The 15,076-nt window shown below is 66.5% G+C and carries 13 protein-coding genes; 8 read left to right on the top strand and 5 right to left on the bottom strand.

The genetic code is table 11. The features are described from left to right. Positions 1-12: 12 nt before the first annotated feature. A complete protein-coding gene (locus ACZLHH_RS00150; RefSeq protein ID WP_478478747.1) occupies positions 13-1,068 on the bottom strand; it encodes a LacI family DNA-binding transcriptional regulator in 1,056 nt (351 codons plus the stop codon). A gap of 239 nt (positions 1,069-1,307) precedes the next feature. Between ACZLHH_RS00150 and ACZLHH_RS00145 the strand changes: the two genes are divergently transcribed. The 4 genes from ACZLHH_RS00145 (at position 1,308) to ACZLHH_RS00130 (ending at position 4,336) form a co-directional block, all read left to right on the top strand. After that, on the top strand, positions 1,308-1,898 hold the full coding sequence (locus ACZLHH_RS00145) for a cysteine dioxygenase family protein (RefSeq protein WP_180844744.1): 591 nt from the start codon (positions 1,308-1,310) through the stop codon (positions 1,896-1,898). Positions 1,899-2,014: 116 nt separating this feature from the next. Next, positions 2,015-2,653, top strand: a complete 639-nt coding sequence (gene eda / locus ACZLHH_RS00140; RefSeq protein ID WP_071228654.1) for a bifunctional 4-hydroxy-2-oxoglutarate aldolase/2-dehydro-3-deoxy-phosphogluconate aldolase — start codon at positions 2,015-2,017, stop codon at positions 2,651-2,653. Between the two features lie 95 nt (positions 2,654-2,748). Further along, complete coding sequence (adhP, locus tag ACZLHH_RS00135) at positions 2,749-3,777, top strand: alcohol dehydrogenase AdhP (protein ID WP_180844743.1); 1,029 nt, start codon at positions 2,749-2,751, stop codon at positions 3,775-3,777. A 166-nt stretch (positions 3,778-3,943) separates the two neighbouring features. Then, positions 3,944-4,336: a hypothetical protein gene (locus ACZLHH_RS00130; RefSeq protein ID WP_071228656.1), complete on the top strand. Its 393-nt coding sequence runs from the start codon at positions 3,944-3,946 to the stop codon at positions 4,334-4,336. Between the two features lie 71 nt (positions 4,337-4,407). Here ACZLHH_RS00130 and ligD read toward each other — a convergent pair whose 3' ends face one another. The 3 genes from ligD to ACZLHH_RS00115 all read right to left on the bottom strand — a co-directional run bounded on the left by ligD (position 4,408) and on the right by ACZLHH_RS00115 (position 8,366). Then, positions 4,408-6,894, bottom strand: a complete 2,487-nt coding sequence (gene ligD / locus ACZLHH_RS00125) for a DNA ligase D (RefSeq protein WP_180844742.1) — start codon at positions 6,892-6,894, stop codon at positions 4,408-4,410. Positions 6,895-6,897: 3 nt separating this feature from the next. Further along, positions 6,898-7,803: a non-homologous end joining protein Ku gene (gene ku, locus ACZLHH_RS00120; protein ID WP_100467672.1), complete on the bottom strand. Its 906-nt coding sequence runs from the start codon at positions 7,801-7,803 to the stop codon at positions 6,898-6,900. A gap of 164 nt (positions 7,804-7,967) precedes the next feature. Further along, positions 7,968-8,366 (bottom strand): hypothetical protein, encoded by a 399-nt coding sequence (locus ACZLHH_RS00115; RefSeq protein WP_107432545.1) that lies wholly within the window; start codon positions 8,364-8,366, stop codon positions 7,968-7,970. A gap of 146 nt (positions 8,367-8,512) precedes the next feature. Between ACZLHH_RS00115 and ACZLHH_RS00110 the strand changes: the two genes are divergently transcribed. Further along, positions 8,513-8,857: a hypothetical protein gene (locus ACZLHH_RS00110; protein ID WP_107432544.1), complete on the top strand. Its 345-nt coding sequence runs from the start codon at positions 8,513-8,515 to the stop codon at positions 8,855-8,857. Between the two features lie 153 nt (positions 8,858-9,010). On the opposite strand, the gene ACZLHH_RS00105 is transcribed toward ACZLHH_RS00110, so the two are convergent. Beyond that, the gene (locus tag ACZLHH_RS00105; protein ID WP_180844741.1) at positions 9,011-11,101 is read right to left on the bottom strand and encodes a TonB-dependent receptor family protein; all 2,091 of its coding nucleotides are present in this window, start codon (positions 11,099-11,101) and stop codon (positions 9,011-9,013) included. A gap of 171 nt (positions 11,102-11,272) precedes the next feature. Between ACZLHH_RS00105 and ACZLHH_RS00100 the strand changes: the two genes are divergently transcribed. From ACZLHH_RS00100 to ACZLHH_RS00090, 3 genes are all read left to right on the top strand, one after another. Beyond that, positions 11,273-12,475 (top strand): amino acid aminotransferase, encoded by a 1,203-nt coding sequence (locus ACZLHH_RS00100; protein WP_099605186.1) that lies wholly within the window; start codon positions 11,273-11,275, stop codon positions 12,473-12,475. 340 nt (positions 12,476-12,815) lie between these two features. Next, positions 12,816-13,832 carry a class 1 fructose-bisphosphatase gene (locus tag ACZLHH_RS00095; RefSeq protein WP_014035428.1) on the top strand — a complete coding sequence of 339 codons (1,017 nt, stop codon included), beginning with the start codon at positions 12,816-12,818 and terminating at the stop codon, positions 13,830-13,832. A 108-nt stretch (positions 13,833-13,940) separates the two neighbouring features. Then, on the top strand, positions 13,941-14,648 hold the full coding sequence (locus ACZLHH_RS00090) for a 2OG-Fe(II) oxygenase (protein ID WP_033833520.1): 708 nt from the start codon (positions 13,941-13,943) through the stop codon (positions 14,646-14,648). Positions 14,649-15,076 lie beyond the last annotated feature (428 nt).

Here is a 15,076-nt window from a genome sequence, read left to right as displayed (position 1 = left end):
AGGGCAGGGCGATCAGGCGTCCACGGCCCGGCAGGAACCGCGCACCATCAGCTGCGGATGCACGCTGGTTGCGGTCGGCGCATCCGGCACGTCGGCCTGCACCAGCATCGCCGCTGCCATGCGCCCGATGTCGGACACATGGCGGCGCACCGAGGTCAGCGGCGGCCACAGCCGCGACGCCAGCGGGCTGTCGTCGTAGCTGACGATCGACAACTGCTGCGGCACCGCGATGCCCGCACGCAACGCCACCTGATACACGCCGGCAGCCATTTCGTCGTTGCCGGCAAAGATCGCACTGGGCCGTTGTCCGCCCATCAGCAGCCGTTCGGCGGCATGCACGCCCGACTCGAACGTATCGCCCGCTTCCAGCACGCGTTCACCCGGCAGGGTCAGGCCCACCTGCGCCAGCCGGTCGAGGAAGCCATGAGTGCGCTCGCGTGCGGTACGGCGGTCACCCGGACCGGCAATCACCGCGATATCGCGGTGGCCGAGCGAGAGCAGGTAGCCCGCTGCCGCGGCTGCACCGTCGCGATCATGGGTGACCACGGCCTGTGCCTCGTCATCCGACACATGCGCGTTGATGCGGACGTAGCGGCATTCAATGCCGTCGAGCATCTCCGTCAACGCAGCTGACTCGGAGGCACGCGGGCCCAGGATCACGCCATGCAGCTTCTGCTGCTGCACGAAGCGCCGCACGCCGTACGCACAGTCCGGAGCCAAGCTGTCGCAGGGATGCACGACCAGTTCATAGCCGGTGCCGCGCAGCGCTTCCAGCGCGCCGTGCTGCAGGTCGACGATGCATTGGGCGCCCGGGTCGTCATACACCAGGCCGATCAGGAAGGAGCGGCGGAACGCGAGGCCGCGCGCCAGGGGGTCGGGCACGTAACCGACCTCGCGCATCAACGCCTCGACCTTGTCGCGGGTGTCTTTGCGCACCAGCGGCGAGTTGTTGATGATTCTTGAAACCGTTTTCTTGGAAACTCCCGACAGTCGTGCGATGTCGTTGGTCGTGGCAGCCTTGCCCTTCGATGCCGGCAACGCGGCATCGCTAATAATTCGCACTGACATGTATAGAACCAGGTAAGTCGGAGAATTCTAGCCTTGCGCCCGTGGGGCGCGAAGTTGCGGAATGTCGCAGCGAAGATGGATCGCGTCGTGTTCGACCGCTTCTGCTGCGCGAGGTTCCATTGTGATCGCTCTACTTGATGTCCATCTGAACCGTTCTTCCGCGCGTGTTCACCTTGAATGCGGGCGCGACGCGCGCGAACGCCAACATTCCCTTAACCAGGCTCCGCTACAGTCGGGGCATGGACCTGCAGACTTCTCCGTTTCCGGTGTTCCGTGGCCGCGACAGGTTGATCGCTGCGGTCGACGCGGCGATGACCTCCGGTGATGCCAAGCGCATCACCGCCGACCTGCAGCTGGCGCTGCAGGAAGCCATCGCGGACAGCCGCATCGAATTGCCCGAGTGCGTACACCGTCCGGTCAGTGATCATTACGCGCGACGCCCGCTGTACCACAGCCGCGAACACGGCTACAGCGTGATTGCCATGAGCTGGGGCCCAGGGCAGGGCACGCCGCTGCACGACCACGATGCCATGTGGTGTGTGGAGGGAGTGTGGTCAGGCGAGCTGGAGATCACCCGCTATGAACTGCTGGAGCGCAACGGTGAGCGCTGCCGCTTCCGCCGCCACGCCGTGCTGCGCGGGGGCTGCGGCAGTGCCGGCAGCCTGATTCCGCCGCACGAGTACCACACCCTGCGCAACGCCAGCAACGAAGCGCTGGCGATCTCGGTTCACGTGTACGAGGCGCAGATGGAGCGCTCGGCGGTGTTCGATCCACTCGGTGGTGACTGGTACCAACGCCGCATCCAGGCATTGCAGGCCGACCCGGCCTGAGCCGGGGGCAGGGCGGGGCACCACCAGCACCGTCGTGAGCCACGTGGCATCATGCGCCGCTGCGCTGCCGGACCCGGCGGCGATCCGCGATGCCCGGTCGGGCAAGGAGCAAGACGATGTCCAGCGCTGATCCGCGCCTGCGCGCGCTGTTGAAGCTGGCACCGGTGATTCCGGTGTACACCCCCGAAGATGTGAATGAAGCGGTCGAAGTGGCCCAGGCGCTGTTCCGCGGCGGCCTGCCGGTGATCGAAGTGACGCTGCGCACGCCGCAGGCGCTGGATGCGATCAAGGCGATGGTCGAGGCCGTGCCCGATGCGGTAATCGGTGCCGGCACCGTGCTCAACGCCGCGCAGATGCAGGCAGCGAAGGAGGCCGGTGCGCGTTTCGCGGTGTCCCCCGGTGCCACGCCGACGCTGTATGCCGCCGCGCGTGATGCCGACCTGCCGTACCTGCCTGGTGCCGCCACTGCCTCCGACCTGATCCTGGGCCTGGAGCACGGCCACGACACCTTCAAGTTCTTCCCGGCGGTGCAGGCCGGTGGCGCTGCGTTGCTGGCGGCCTGGCACGGCCCGTTCGCCGATGTGCGCTTCTGCCCGACCGGCGGCATCAGCGCGCAGACCGCGCCGCAGTTCCTGCACCTGCCCAACGTGCTGTGCGTGGGCGGCTCGTGGCTGACCACGCCGGCGCTGCTGCAGACCCGCGACTGGGATGCGATCGAGCGTCTGGCCCGCGAGGCCTCGGTACTGGCCGGCTGAACCGCTGCACGAATCGTCAAAGGTTTGATCGTGATCAAAGCGCCGGCCTCGAGCCGGCGTCATTCTGTGGGCAAGCGCACTACGGAGATCCGAACATGAATTCGACCATGAAGGCCGCCGTGGTGCGTGAGTTCGGCAAGCCACTGGTGATCGAGGAAGTCCAGGTACCGCGCCCGGGGGCGGGCGAAGTACTGGTCAAGATCGAGGCCTGTGGCGTCTGCCACACCGACCTGCACGCCGCCGAGGGCGACTGGCCGGTGAAACCGAACCCGCCGTTCATCCCCGGTCACGAGGGCGTGGGGCACATCGTGGCCGTGGGAGGCGGGGTAGGGCACGTCAAGGAAGGCGACAGGGTCGGCATCCCCTGGTTGTACTCGGCGTGTGGCCATTGCGAACACTGCCTGGGTGGCTGGGAAACGCTGTGCGAGACACAGCGCAACACCGGCTACTCGGTCAACGGCGGCTTCGCCGAGTACGCACTGGCCGATGCCAACTATGTCGGCCTGCTTCCGAAGGAAGTGGGCTTCGTCGAGATCGCGCCGGTGCTGTGCGCCGGCGTGACCGTCTACAAGGGCCTGAAGGTGACCGACACCAAGCCCGGGGACTGGGTCGCCATCTCCGGCATCGGCGGTCTGGGCCACATGGCGGTGCAGTACGCCCGCGCGATGGGCCTGAACGTGGCTGCGGTGGATGTGGACGACAACAAGCTGGCATTGGCCCGGCAGCTCGGCGCGCAGATCACCGTCAACGCGCGCACCACCGACCCCGCCGCCTTCCTGAAGAAGGAAATCGGTGGCGCGCACGGTGCCCTGGTCACCGCGGTTTCGCCGAAGGCGTTCGAGCAGGCACTGGGCATGGTCCGCCGTGGCGGCACCGTCTCGCTCAATGGCCTGCCACCCGGCAATTTCCCGCTGGACATCTTCGGCATGGTGCTCAACGGCATCACCGTGCGTGGCTCGATCGTCGGCACCCGGCTGGACCTGCAGGAGTCGCTGCAGTTCGCCGCCGAAGGCAAGGTCGCGGCCACGGTCAGCACCGACCGCCTGGAAAACATCAACGACGTGTTCGCGCGCATGCATGCGGGCACGATCGAAGGCCGCGTGGTGCTCGACTTCGCCGCCTGACCGCCTGTGCATGGCCGCCGTCGCTCCGTCCCCCTCTCCCACGGACGCGGCGGCCATGCCTATCCCCCGGTGGTGCCGGCCGTTGGCCAGCAAACCCCAGTCGGTTCGGTAGTGCCGGCCGCTGGCCGGCAACCCGGGCACTCTGTGGCAGCCGTACAATGCGCGCATGCCCGACCTGCTCAAGACCCTGTTCCTGTCCCTCGTCGCCCTGATCGGCGGCGTGCTGTCGCTTGCGCTGGTCAGCAGCGTCGCCAGCTGGCTGCCCCCGCTGGTGGGCATGTCGCCGGACAACAACAGCGTGCAGCTGGGGTGGGACCTGGCCTTCAGCGTGCTCGGCGGCGTCGCTGGCATTTCCTTCGCCACCTACTACGCACCGTGCTGGCCGCGTTCGCATGGGTTCTCGATCTGGTCGTTGATCGCACTCGGATGCGGTTACGCGATGTGGAGCGCCGGCGCGGATTTCCCACTCTGGTTCGTCATTTCGCTGCTGGCATCGCTGCCGTTGCAGCTGCTGGCCGGCTGGTGGTTCGGTCGCCGCGCGTCGCGCGATCCGCGCTGAGCGCATCCAGGTAGTGCCGGCCGCTGGCCGGCAACCTCGCCCATGCTACAGGTGCCGGCCAGCGGCCGGCACTACCGCTTCAGCGACGGCAGCGTCTGCTTCAATCGCGCGATGCCCTGCCATGGGTCACCCTTCAGCCGCTTGGCACGCGCCAGCGCCTTGGCCATCGGAAACGCGTCGGCCGCGCTCACCCGCGCCAGTTCTTCCCAGCGCAGCGGCACCGCCACGCCGCCAGAATCGCGTGCACGCAGCGACCACGAGCACACGCTGGTGGCGCCTCGGGTGTTGCGCAGCCAGTCGATGAAGATGACGCCATTGCGCTTGGCCTTGCTCATCGTCGCCACGTAGCGGTCCGGCGCCTGCTCCGCCATCGCCTGTGCGAACGCCTCGCAGAATGCCTTGGCTTCGTCCCAGCCAGCCTTGGGCTGCAGTGGCACCACCACGTGCACCCCCTTGCCGCCAGACAGGCGTACGAAGCTCTCCAGACCCACCTGCTGCAGGCGGTCACGCACATCGCGTGCACCGGCTTTCACCTGTGCCCAGCTGACGCCGTCACCAGGGTCGAGATCGAACACCAGTCGATCCGGATGCTCGGGGTCAGCCACGGTCGCCCCCCAGGGATGCAGTTCCAGGGTGTTCATCTGCACCAGCTGCAGCAGTCCTCTTGCATCGTCGATGTAAACGTAGTCCTCGCGGCCGCTTTTCTGCTGCAGGGGCACCGCATGTACCGCATCGCCCAGGCCGGGGCCATGGTGCTTCTGGAAGAAGCAGGCCTTGCCGACGCCGTCCGGGCAGCGCAGCAGTGACAGCGGACGCCCGGTGATTTCAGGCAGGATCCAGCGCGCCATGCGCTGGTAGTAGTCGGCCACGTCGCCCTTGCTCAGTTTCTGCTTTGGAAACACCACCCGCTCCGGATGGGTGATCTGGACCTCGTCTCCGGTTCCGGCATCTGCGGTGCTCATTGCCAGGTCCTCCTTCTGCTTGTCGCTGCGCAGCCGCTTGAAACTGGCCTGGCGCAGCAAGCCTTCCTTGCCCCAGCCACGGAAGGCCACCTCCGCCACCGTCACCGGTTTCACCCAGCGTACGCTGGCGGTGCGGAACGGCACATGCGCCGGCAGCTGCAGCACGGGCGTCTTCACTGCCAAGGGCTGCAGTGCCCTGAGCAGCGCGCGCAGGCTCTCGTCATCGAAACCGGTGCCAACACGGCCCACATAGCGCAAGCCGCCTTTGTCCGGCGTGGCCAGAAGCAGCGAGCCGAATCCCACCCGGGAACCCTTGGGTGCCGTATAGCCGACGATCACGAACTCGTCGGTGTCTTCGTGCTTCACCTTCACCCAGCTGCGCGCGCGGGTGTTTACGTACGGCGCATCCACCTGCTTGCTGACGATGCCTTCGAAGCCGGCCTCGCCGCTGGCATCGAACACCCGCGGCCCATGGTCGACCACGTGTTCGCTGAAGGCCAGTGTGCCGGGCGCCGGCCCGATGAGATCCTTCAGCAGCGCCTTGCGTTCCAGCAACGGCGCACGACTGATGTCCACGCCGGCCACACCCGGAAGATCGAACACGATGTAACGCAACGGTTGCTTCGAGCTTCCATCGATCACGCGCTGCAGTGCTGCGAAATCGCTGCGTCCTTCCTTGTCCAGCACCACCAGCTCGCCATCCAGGCGCGCATCGCGCACCGGTAGCGCCTGCACAGCCTGTACCACCTCGGGAAAATCGACCGTCCAGTCCAGGCCGTTGCGCGAGCGGAGTTTCACCTCGCCATCGTGCAGATCGGCCAGCAGACGATAGCCGTCCCACTTGATCTCATGCAGCCAGCCCTCGCCGTCGGGGGCACTGTCGCGATGATCGGTCAACTGCGGTTTGAACCCAAGGGGATAGGGCGTATCACGTGCGCCGTGCAGTTGCAGCGCGCGTGCATGCCAACGCGCATCGGCCTTGCGCGTGGTCGTGCGTGCGACGGGTGCAGCACGCGCCGCCTTCGCTGTGGAACGCTTCTTCGCCGCAGATGCTCGTTTCGGCGTGGGTGCCGTCAGCAGGTCATCCGCCTCCGCGTCGCGCGCTTCGCCGTCGTCGCGCTTGATCAGCAGCCACTGCACCTGACGCCCTTTCATTGCCGTACGCACCAGCTTCCAGCCACCGGCCAGGCGTTGCCCGTGCAGCACGAAGTCGATCTTTCCAGCCGCCAGCGCCTGCAGTGGATCGCCTTCACAGGCCCAGGTGCCGTGATCGAAGACATCCACGTGGCCAGCGCCATAGTGGCCTTCAGGAATGTCTCCTTCGAAACCGGCGTAGGACAACGGGTGATCTTCCACCTCCACGGCCAGCCGCTTCTCACCGACGCGCAGCGAAGGCCCCTTGGGCACGGCCCAGCTCTTCAGTACGCCGTCCATTTCCAGGCGGAAGTCATAGTGACGCGAGCTTGCGTGATGCAGCTGGATGACGAAGGTCGGCCGCCGCTTCGGATCGCCGCGTGCGGGCGTGTCGTCAGGCTCCGGCGTCTGCCCGGCGCCACCACCCAGTCTGCGCTTGCGCCGGTACTGGTGCAGCGACATGGTTCAACCTGCCTTGCGCCGCGTGGTCTTCTTTACGGCCTTTTTGGCGGCCTTCTTCACTGGCGACTTGGCGGCTGCTTTGCGCGTTGCGGCCTTCTTCGCTGGCGTTCGCTTGTTCGCATCCAGGCTCTTCTGCAGCAGCGCCATGAAGTCGACCACATTGGTACTGGCGTCCTCGCGCGGTGCCGGCTCATCGTCCACCCGGGTGGTGCCGCCCTTGGATTTGATGCGCTTGTTCAACACCTGCTGCAGGCGCTCGCGGAATTCATCGTGGTACTGCGACGGATCCCAGTCGCCGGCCATCGACTCGATCAGCTGTTCGGCCATCGCCGTTTCCTTGCTGGTGATGCGATAGTCGGACAGTTTTCCGGTGGGCAGCTTGTAGTCCTCGGGATCCACCAGCTCCTGCGGATAGCGCAGGATCATCAACACCAGCGCGTCCTCATGCGGCATCACCGCGCACAGGTATTCGCGCGTGCGCACCACCACCCGCGCGATGCCCACCTTGCCGGTACTGCGCAGCGTTTCGCGCAACAGCACATAGCCCTTTTCGGCCTTCTTGCCAGGCACCAGCAGATACGGTTTCTCGTAGTAGCGTGGGTCGATCTGCGCCGCATCCACGAACGATTCCACCTCCACCGCTTCGTGGCTTTCCGGCGCCGCCGAACGGATATCACCTTCCTCCAGCACGACATAACTGCCCTTGTCGTACTCATAGGCTTTGACGATGTCCTTCCAGGGCACCTCCTCGCCGGTGTCGGCGTTGACCCGTTCGAAACGGATCGGCTTGCGGTCGCGGGAGTCGAGCATGCGGAACTGCAGGTCGACCTTGCGTTCGCCGGACATCAGCGACACCGGCACGTTGAGCAGGCCAAACGACAGCGTGCCGGTCCAGATCGGGCGGGCCATGGGCGTACCTTTGGCGGGGCAGGGCATCCAGCTTCGGATGGGCGGTGTAAACCACCCGTGTCGATACCGTGCACGTGGGTTCTACGCAGATGCGGTAGTGCCGGCCGCTGGCCGGCAGAGCTCGCGGCCTGAAGTTTCCTGGGGTTGCCGGCCAGCGGCCGGCACTACTGCAGCAACGGCTTCACCGCCGCCGCCGGAATATGGTCCAGTGCGCGCCAGGCGTCCTCCACCACCGGCCTCGCCTGCGACCAGCTCAACCGCGACTGCCCGCGCATCTGCTCCCAATGCTCGGCCAGTTCCTCGCAGGTATCGGCGGCATCACCGCGCGGCCAGTCGGCGGCATGCGTGGTCAGCGCGAAGGCGTAGACCGGGCAGAGGTCGCGCCAGTTGCGGTGGCTGTGGCCACGGCGCTCTTCGTAATCGCTCAGCATGTACTGCAGGTAGTCCTGCGCCACCGCCTGCGGATCCTCGTGGCGACGCGTGCGGCGCTGCGCGGTGCGCTGGCCGAGCGGATCAAGCAGGGCGTTGAACACGGACGGTGCGGGTCGTTCAAGACGGGGCATGGCCGGCTCCTGCAGCGGGGGCGGGTGGGCAGGAATACGCGCGGTCCCGTTACCGGGGGGTGAGCGAGATGTTCATGACGCCAGGTTCGCGGCGGCTTTACCTGCAGGGCGGTGTAGTGGGAGCCCCCGAGTGCAGGTACCAGACCATGAGCCGAGAGACCTCACGAGACCCGCTGCGGGAAAACCACCCGCCCATTCCCGGCGAGCAGCGCGGCAAGCGCGATGCCGACAACGCCGACTACCGCGGCACCGGCGCACCGTTCTTCGACGCCGAGCACGGTGACGACCACCTGCCGGTGAAGCACGAGTCTGAACAGGCCGCGCTGGACCGCAAGGACGGCGGCGACCGCCATCGTGGCGGCCAGGAAAGCCCGCTCAAGCGGCGTGAGCGCAAGCAGCGCGCCAGCGACAACCAGGATGAGGCGCTGGAGGAGACCTTCCCGGCCAGCGACCCGACCTCGCCGTTCGTACCGGCCAAGGCCCCCGACTGACGGTAGTGCCGGCCGCTGGCCGGCAACCCCCTGACGTCCTGCACAGCGCGATTCTGGCCAGGGCCCCCGACTGACCGGTAGTGCCGGCCGCTGGCCGGCAACCTCCTGACGTCCTGCACGGCGCGATGCCGGCCAGCGGCCGGCACTACCCCTTCAACGCCACGACCATTGCAGGCCGATGTTGGCCCGCCGTCCCGGTCCCGGCTCGTAGAAGCGCCCGTTGCCATCGTTGACGATCACCGAGCCGATGTAGGCCTGGTCCAGCACGTTCTCCAGCCGGGCGAAGGCGCGCAGCTCGCCACCCGGCAGGGTCCAGCGACGGCCGGCTTCCAGATGCAGCAGGGCAAAGCCGGGCGCACGCTCGGTGGCCACGTCGTTGACCAAGGTATCGCTGCTGGCGGAGGCCTCCAGCGCCCACTGCCAGTCGGCGGGGGTCCACTGCAGCCTGGCGAAGGCCTGCTGGCGCGGCACACCGGGCAGGCGGCTGCCCGCGGCGACCACGCTGTTCGAGGTCAGGTACGGCGAGCGCACCTGCGCCTGCAGCCATGTCCATGCCAGCTGCAGTTCCAGCTGCTCGGCCAGCGGCTGTCGGTACTGCAGTTCCACACCCTGGCGGCGGGTGCGGCCGATGTTGCGATAGGTGCTGCGCCCACCAGAGTTGCTCGCAACTGCCAACTCATCGTCGGTATCTGCGCGGAACAGGCTGATATCAAGCTGGGTTCCGTCCTGTGCGTGCCATTTGCTGCCTATCTCCAGAGTGCGGCTGCGCGCGGCCACCAGATCCAGTGCCAATCCCGCCTGGCCGTCGGCGCGATACCCCAGCTCATTGAAGGTAGGCGTCTCGAAGCCCCGGCCCACGGCGGCGTGCAGCCGCCACTGCGGGCTGGCCTCGAAGCTGACACCTGCCACCGGCGTGGTTGCCTGATAGCGACGGTGGCCGCTGTCGTCCGGATTGCGCCCGGTGATGTAGCGGTCATTCGATTCGAATCGCACGGCGCTGTGGCGCAGCCCGGCCAGCAGCGACCAACGCGGGCTCCATTGCCACCAGGCCTGGGCGAACTGATCCACGTTCTGCACGACGTCGATCTGGTCACGACGCAGCCGCCCACGCACGCCCAGGGCGCTGCCGATGAAGTTCTCGTAGCCGGTGCGGTGCTGGCGCTGACGGTCGGCGCTGAGCCCGGCTACCAGGTCCAGCGGTCGCCCGGCCAGATCACCGTGCCAGCCCCAGCGCGCGTCCAGTCCGCCATAGCCCGCGTCCAGATCGATCACGCCGCCCGCATGCAACGGGTTGGCCTGTGCGGTCGGCGGAATCGGCAGGTATTGGGTGACCTCACGCTGCCCGGCATAGCCCATCAGCTGCCAGCGCTGGGTGTCGGTTTCTCGGGTCCAACGCAACCCAGCCTGCTGCTGGCGCACCGATTTGCGGGTGTTGTACTGGTGCGCCACTGCCGTGGCCTGGCGCGGATCGGCCGCCACCTGGGAACGGCTCAGGCCCAGCGGATCCTGCGCATCGGGGGCATCGAGCGCGTTGAGCAGCAGCTCGAGCCGTCCACCGCCCAGATCACCACCAATACGTGCGTTGAGCGATTCACGGCGCGCGCGGCTATGGTCCCGCCAGCCATCGGTGCGGAAGTGATTGGCGGCGATGTTGTAGTCCAGCGCTTGGCCGGCACCCTTCAGTTGCGCGCCGACACTGAGCGTGTTGTCGGCGCCGGCGTTCACGCGCAGCCGCCACGGGTCGCCGGCCTGGCCCTGCGCGCTCCAGACCTGCAGCACGCCGCCGGAGGAATTGCCGTACAGCGCCGAGAACGGCCCGCGCAGCACCTCGATGCGTTCGGCGCCCAACAGGCTGGCATGCGACAGCTGGCCCTGGCCATCGGGCATGGTCGCCGGCACCCCGTCGATCAACGCCCGCACCCCGCGCACACCGAAGGTCGAGCGCGCACCGAAGCCACGGATCGACAGCTGCGTATCCTGAGCGAAGTTCTGCCGGTCGCGTGCCAGTAGTCCCGGTACGCCGGCCAACGCCTCGGACAGCTGCGCTCCGGTGCCCGCGCGGCTGGCGTCGATCCAGACGGTGTCCAGGCTGGCCGGCAGCGCGAACGGGTCGATACCCGGCACCCGCGCCGCCTGCACCTGCACGGCAGGCAGGGCGGTGGGCGCAGGCTCGGCCATGGCCGCCAGTGGCGACAGCAGCAGGGCGGACAACGGCAGGCAGTGGCGTCGTGCGGCGGGATTCATGATTCAGGTTGATGGATCGGGCGGCAACGCACGCCATGGTACGGGGCTGCGGATGACGATGGCGGCGGCCAGCCCCGGCAGGCTTTGTTACGATGGGCTGTTTCCGGCCGAAAAGCCGCAGACCGCGTGGCGCAATTCCTCCCCCTTTCCGTCTACCGAACGAGTACCGCCGTGTCCTTCTTTGCAAACGTGGAACTGGTCCCAGGCGACCCGATCCTGGGCCTGACCGAGGCGTACAACGCCGACAGCCGCCCGACCAAGGTCAACCTGGGTGTGGGCATCTACTACGACGAGAGCGGCCGCATTCCGCTGCTGCGCGCCGTCAAGCAGATCGAGCAGCAGCTCGCCGCTGAAGCCAAACCGCGCGGCTACCTGCCGATCGATGGCCTGCCGGCGTACACGCAGGCGACGCGTGAGCTGGTGTTCGGCAAGGATTCGCCGCTGCTGGCCGCTGGCCGCGTGACCACCGCGCAGACCGTTGGTGGCAGCGGTGCGCTGCGCGTCGGCGCCGACGTGCTGAAGAAGCTGCTGCCGCACGCCACCGTTGCGCTGAGCAACCCGAGCTGGGAAAACCACCGTGCGGTGTTCAGCGCCGCCGGTTTCGACGTGCTGGATTACACCTACTTCGACCCGGCCACCCATGGCGTCGATTTCAACGGCATGCTGGCCGACCTGGGCAAGCTGGAAGCCGGCACCGTGGTACTGCTGCATGCCTGCTGCCACAACCCCACCGGTGCCGACCTCACGGTCACCCAGTGGAAGCAGGTCGCGCAGCTGCTGAAGGACAAGCAGCTGTTCCCCTTCATCGACATGGCCTACCAGGGCTTCGACAAGGGCATCGAGCAGGACGGCGCCGCCGTGCGCATCATCGCCGAAGCCGGCATCGACAGCTTCATCGTCGCCAACTCGTACTCCAAGTCGTTCTCGCTTTACGGCGAGCGCGTGGGTGCGCTGTCGATGGTGGCACCGACTGCCGCTGACGCCAAGGCGGTGCAGTCGCAGGTCAAGCGCGTGATCCGCACCATCTACTCCAGCCCGTCCACCCACGGTGCCGCGCTGGTGGCCGGCGTGCTGACCAACCCGGAACTGCGTGCGATGTGGGAGCAGGAGCTGACCGAGATGCGCGAGCGCATCCACGCCCTGCGCCAAGGCCTGGTCGAGAAGCTGGCCGCTGCCGGCGCGCCGCAGTTCGGTTTCATCAACGAACAGGCCGGCATGTTCTCCTACTCCGGCCTGAGCCGCGAGCAGGTCGAGCGTCTGCGCGACGAGTTCGGCATCTACGCCGTCGGCACCGGCCGCATCTGCGTGGCCGCGCTGAACCAGAACAACCTGGAATACGTCGCCAAGGCCGTGGCCACCGTCGCCAAGGGCTGAAACAACGCTCCAGTAGCTTGAAGACAAAGGCGCCGAAAGGCGCCTTTGTTTTTTTGCTTTTGCTCTTGCCTTTGCCATCCCCAGCGCTCGCGGCGAACCCTGAAGCGCGTGGGAGGGGGAGGCGATGCAGGACACGCTGCAAGTACGTCCATGTAAGCTCGATGGCGCCATCCATGGCGGCCAACGGTCCTGCAGCGCCTCCCCCTCCCACGAGCCTCGACAAAAGGAAGGCGCCACGAGCGCAACGCATCTGGAAACGATTACGCCTTCCCGCGCTCACGCACGGCCCCGCCATACGGGCGACAATAGGCGTTTTCCCGCTGCCGAGACCTGCCCGACCATGTCCCGTACTTCGTTGACCCGCTTCCTGATCCAGGAACAGCACGCCGGCCGCATCAATGCCGACCTGCGCCAGCTGATCGCGGTCGTCGCCCGCGCCTGCACCAGCATCTCCATCGCCGTCAGCAAGGGCGCCCTCGGTGGCGTGCTCGGCGACGCCGGTACCGGCAACGTGCAGGGGGAAGCGCAGAAGAAGCTGGATGTGATCAGCAACGAGATCCTGCTCGAAGCCAACGCCTGGGGCGGCCACCTCGCCGCCTGCGCCTCGGAGGAAATGGACCACAGCCAGCCGGTGCCGGATATCTATCCGCGCGGCGATTTCCTGCTGCTGTTCGATCCCCTCGATGGCAGCTCCAACATCGACGTCAACGTCTCCGTTGGCACCATCTTCTCGGTGCTGCGCTGCCCGACCAACGTCGAACTGCCGGGCGATGACGCCTTCCTGCAGCCGGGCAGCAAGCAGATTGCCGCCGGCTACTGCATCTACGGGCCCAGCACCCAGCTGGTGCTGACCGTCGGCCACGGTACCCATGCCTTCACCCTGGACCGCGAGAAGGGCGAGTTCGTGCTGACCACCGAGAACATGCAGATTCCGGCGGCCACCCAGGAATTCGCCATCAACATGTCCAACCAGCGTCACTGGGAAGCGCCGATGCAGGCCTATGTCGGTGATCTGCTGGCGGGCAAGGAAGGCGCGCGCGGCAAGAACTTCAACATGCGATGGATCGCCAGCATGGTCGCCGACGTGCATCGCATCCTGACCCGCGGCGGCATCTTCATCTACCCGTGGGACAAGAAGGATCCGTCCAAGGCCGGCAAGCTGCGCCTGATGTACGAAGCCAACCCGATGGGCCTACTGGTCGAACAGGCCGGTGGCGCTGCCTGGACCGGCCGCGAGCGCATCCTCGACATCCAGCCCGACCAGCTGCACCAGCGCGTGCCGGTGTTCCTGGGTTCGCGCGAGGAAGTGGCTGAAGCCGTGCGCTACCACCACGCGCACGACGACGCGCAGGGCTGACGGCCTATCGCCTGACAGCGGTCATGGCAGTTCGATGACATGACCGTGGGGTGACACCGAGGGCGGCAAACGGCACCATCAAGCCGTTGCCGCCTAAGGAATGCACGCATGCACGAGCAGGGCCCGGTCGATTTCATCGAAGTCATCCACAATGCCGTCCCCAGCGAGGTCTGCGCGGCGATCGTCGAGCGCATGCGGGCGGCGCGTGGCCTGCAGCCCGGTGCCGTGGGCAGTGGCGTGTTCCCGGAACTCAAGCACAGCAAGGATCTGCGCATCAGCGGCCTTGATGGCTGGCAGGATGTGGACCATCAGCTGCAGCACGCGGTGTTCAACGGCCTGCTGACTTATCTACGCCGTTATCCACAGGCGTTGATCGCGCCGCTGATGTTGCAGATCCAGGACAGCAAGGGCCAACCGCGACGCCTGTCTGCCGAGGACTTCCCTGACATGCCGCAGCAGCAGCTGGCCGACCTGGCCCGCACCTGCCTGCGCCCGGGCGCCATCAACCTGCAGTGGTATGCGGCGGGCGAGGGCGGTTATCCGTACTGGCACTGCGAGCTGTACCCCAAGGATGCGCAGGCCGAGACCCTGCACCGGCATGTGTTGTGGACGCTGTACCTCAACGACGAATTCGAAGAGGGCGAAACCGAGTTCCTGTTCCAGGGGCGGAAGATCGCACCACGCACCGGCAGCCTGCTGATTGCGCCGACGGCGTTTACGCATACCCATCGTGGCAATCGGCCACAGGGTGGGGACAAGTTCATCGCGACGAGTTGGATCCTGTTCCAGAGTGCGCAGAAGTTATTTGGGGGGTAATGCGGTGCAGCAGCACATGTAACAACAGACCGCTACTTCCCTCTCACTGGGTGGGCCTGATCAAACGGTGAGGCGTCCGGGTCAGCTTTTCCCGTCCAGGCATCCAGTTGCCCAATGTCCAGTTCCGTTGTTCTAAATCTCTCAGAAACACGAGCAGGAATGTCACACTCTCCCCGCCATTCCAACGGGCTCTTCTGATCGAAGAGAGCGTCGACCTGAATATCAACGCGGCCCGGACTAGACGATACAATCGTAATCGTTCCTGACGATGCAGCGCCATAGCATCCATTCTTGCCCGCGAACGCACTGGGCCCGGTGCTACGGAATGCCTTGGCTATGCCATCCGCTATTTTGTAGGAATCGCCAGACTTTAGCCCGTCTGGCAACTCGACAGTGAGCTTCATGAAACTCGATCTATCGCTCCTCCA

The organism is Stenotrophomonas sp. 28608_Sma, from assembly GCF_056486185.1.
Note: the sequence above shows the minus strand (reverse complement) of the source record. Positions and strands in the feature narration are given on the sequence as shown.

What these genes read in the sequence shown, in the direction of transcription:
- ACZLHH_RS00105 (WP_180844741.1), bottom strand. Translation starts at nt 11,101, where the DNA reads ATGAATCCCGCCGCACGACGCCACTGCCTGCCGTTGTCCGCCCTGCTG.
- adhP (WP_180844743.1), top strand. Translation starts at nt 2,749, where the DNA reads ATGAATTCGACCATGAAGGCCGCCGTGGTGCGTGAGTTCGGCAAGCCA.
- eda (WP_071228654.1), top strand. Translation starts at nt 2,015, where the DNA reads ATGTCCAGCGCTGATCCGCGCCTGCGCGCGCTGTTGAAGCTGGCACCG.
- ligD (WP_180844742.1), bottom strand. Translation starts at nt 6,894, where the DNA reads ATGTCGCTGCACCAGTACCGGCGCAAGCGCAGACTGGGTGGTGGCGCC.
- ACZLHH_RS00145 (WP_180844744.1), top strand. Translation starts at nt 1,308, where the DNA reads ATGGACCTGCAGACTTCTCCGTTTCCGGTGTTCCGTGGCCGCGACAGG.
- ACZLHH_RS00150 (WP_478478747.1), bottom strand. Translation starts at nt 1,068, where the DNA reads ATGTCAGTGCGAATTATTAGCGATGCCGCGTTGCCGGCATCGAAGGGC.
- ACZLHH_RS00130 (WP_071228656.1), top strand. Translation starts at nt 3,944, where the DNA reads ATGCCCGACCTGCTCAAGACCCTGTTCCTGTCCCTCGTCGCCCTGATC.
- ku (WP_100467672.1), bottom strand. Translation starts at nt 7,803, where the DNA reads ATGGCCCGCCCGATCTGGACCGGCACGCTGTCGTTTGGCCTGCTCAAC.
- ACZLHH_RS00095 (WP_014035428.1), top strand. Translation starts at nt 12,816, where the DNA reads ATGTCCCGTACTTCGTTGACCCGCTTCCTGATCCAGGAACAGCACGCC.
- ACZLHH_RS00110 (WP_107432544.1), top strand. Translation starts at nt 8,513, where the DNA reads ATGAGCCGAGAGACCTCACGAGACCCGCTGCGGGAAAACCACCCGCCC.
- ACZLHH_RS00090 (WP_033833520.1), top strand. Translation starts at nt 13,941, where the DNA reads ATGCACGAGCAGGGCCCGGTCGATTTCATCGAAGTCATCCACAATGCC.
- ACZLHH_RS00115 (WP_107432545.1), bottom strand. Translation starts at nt 8,366, where the DNA reads ATGCCCCGTCTTGAACGACCCGCACCGTCCGTGTTCAACGCCCTGCTT.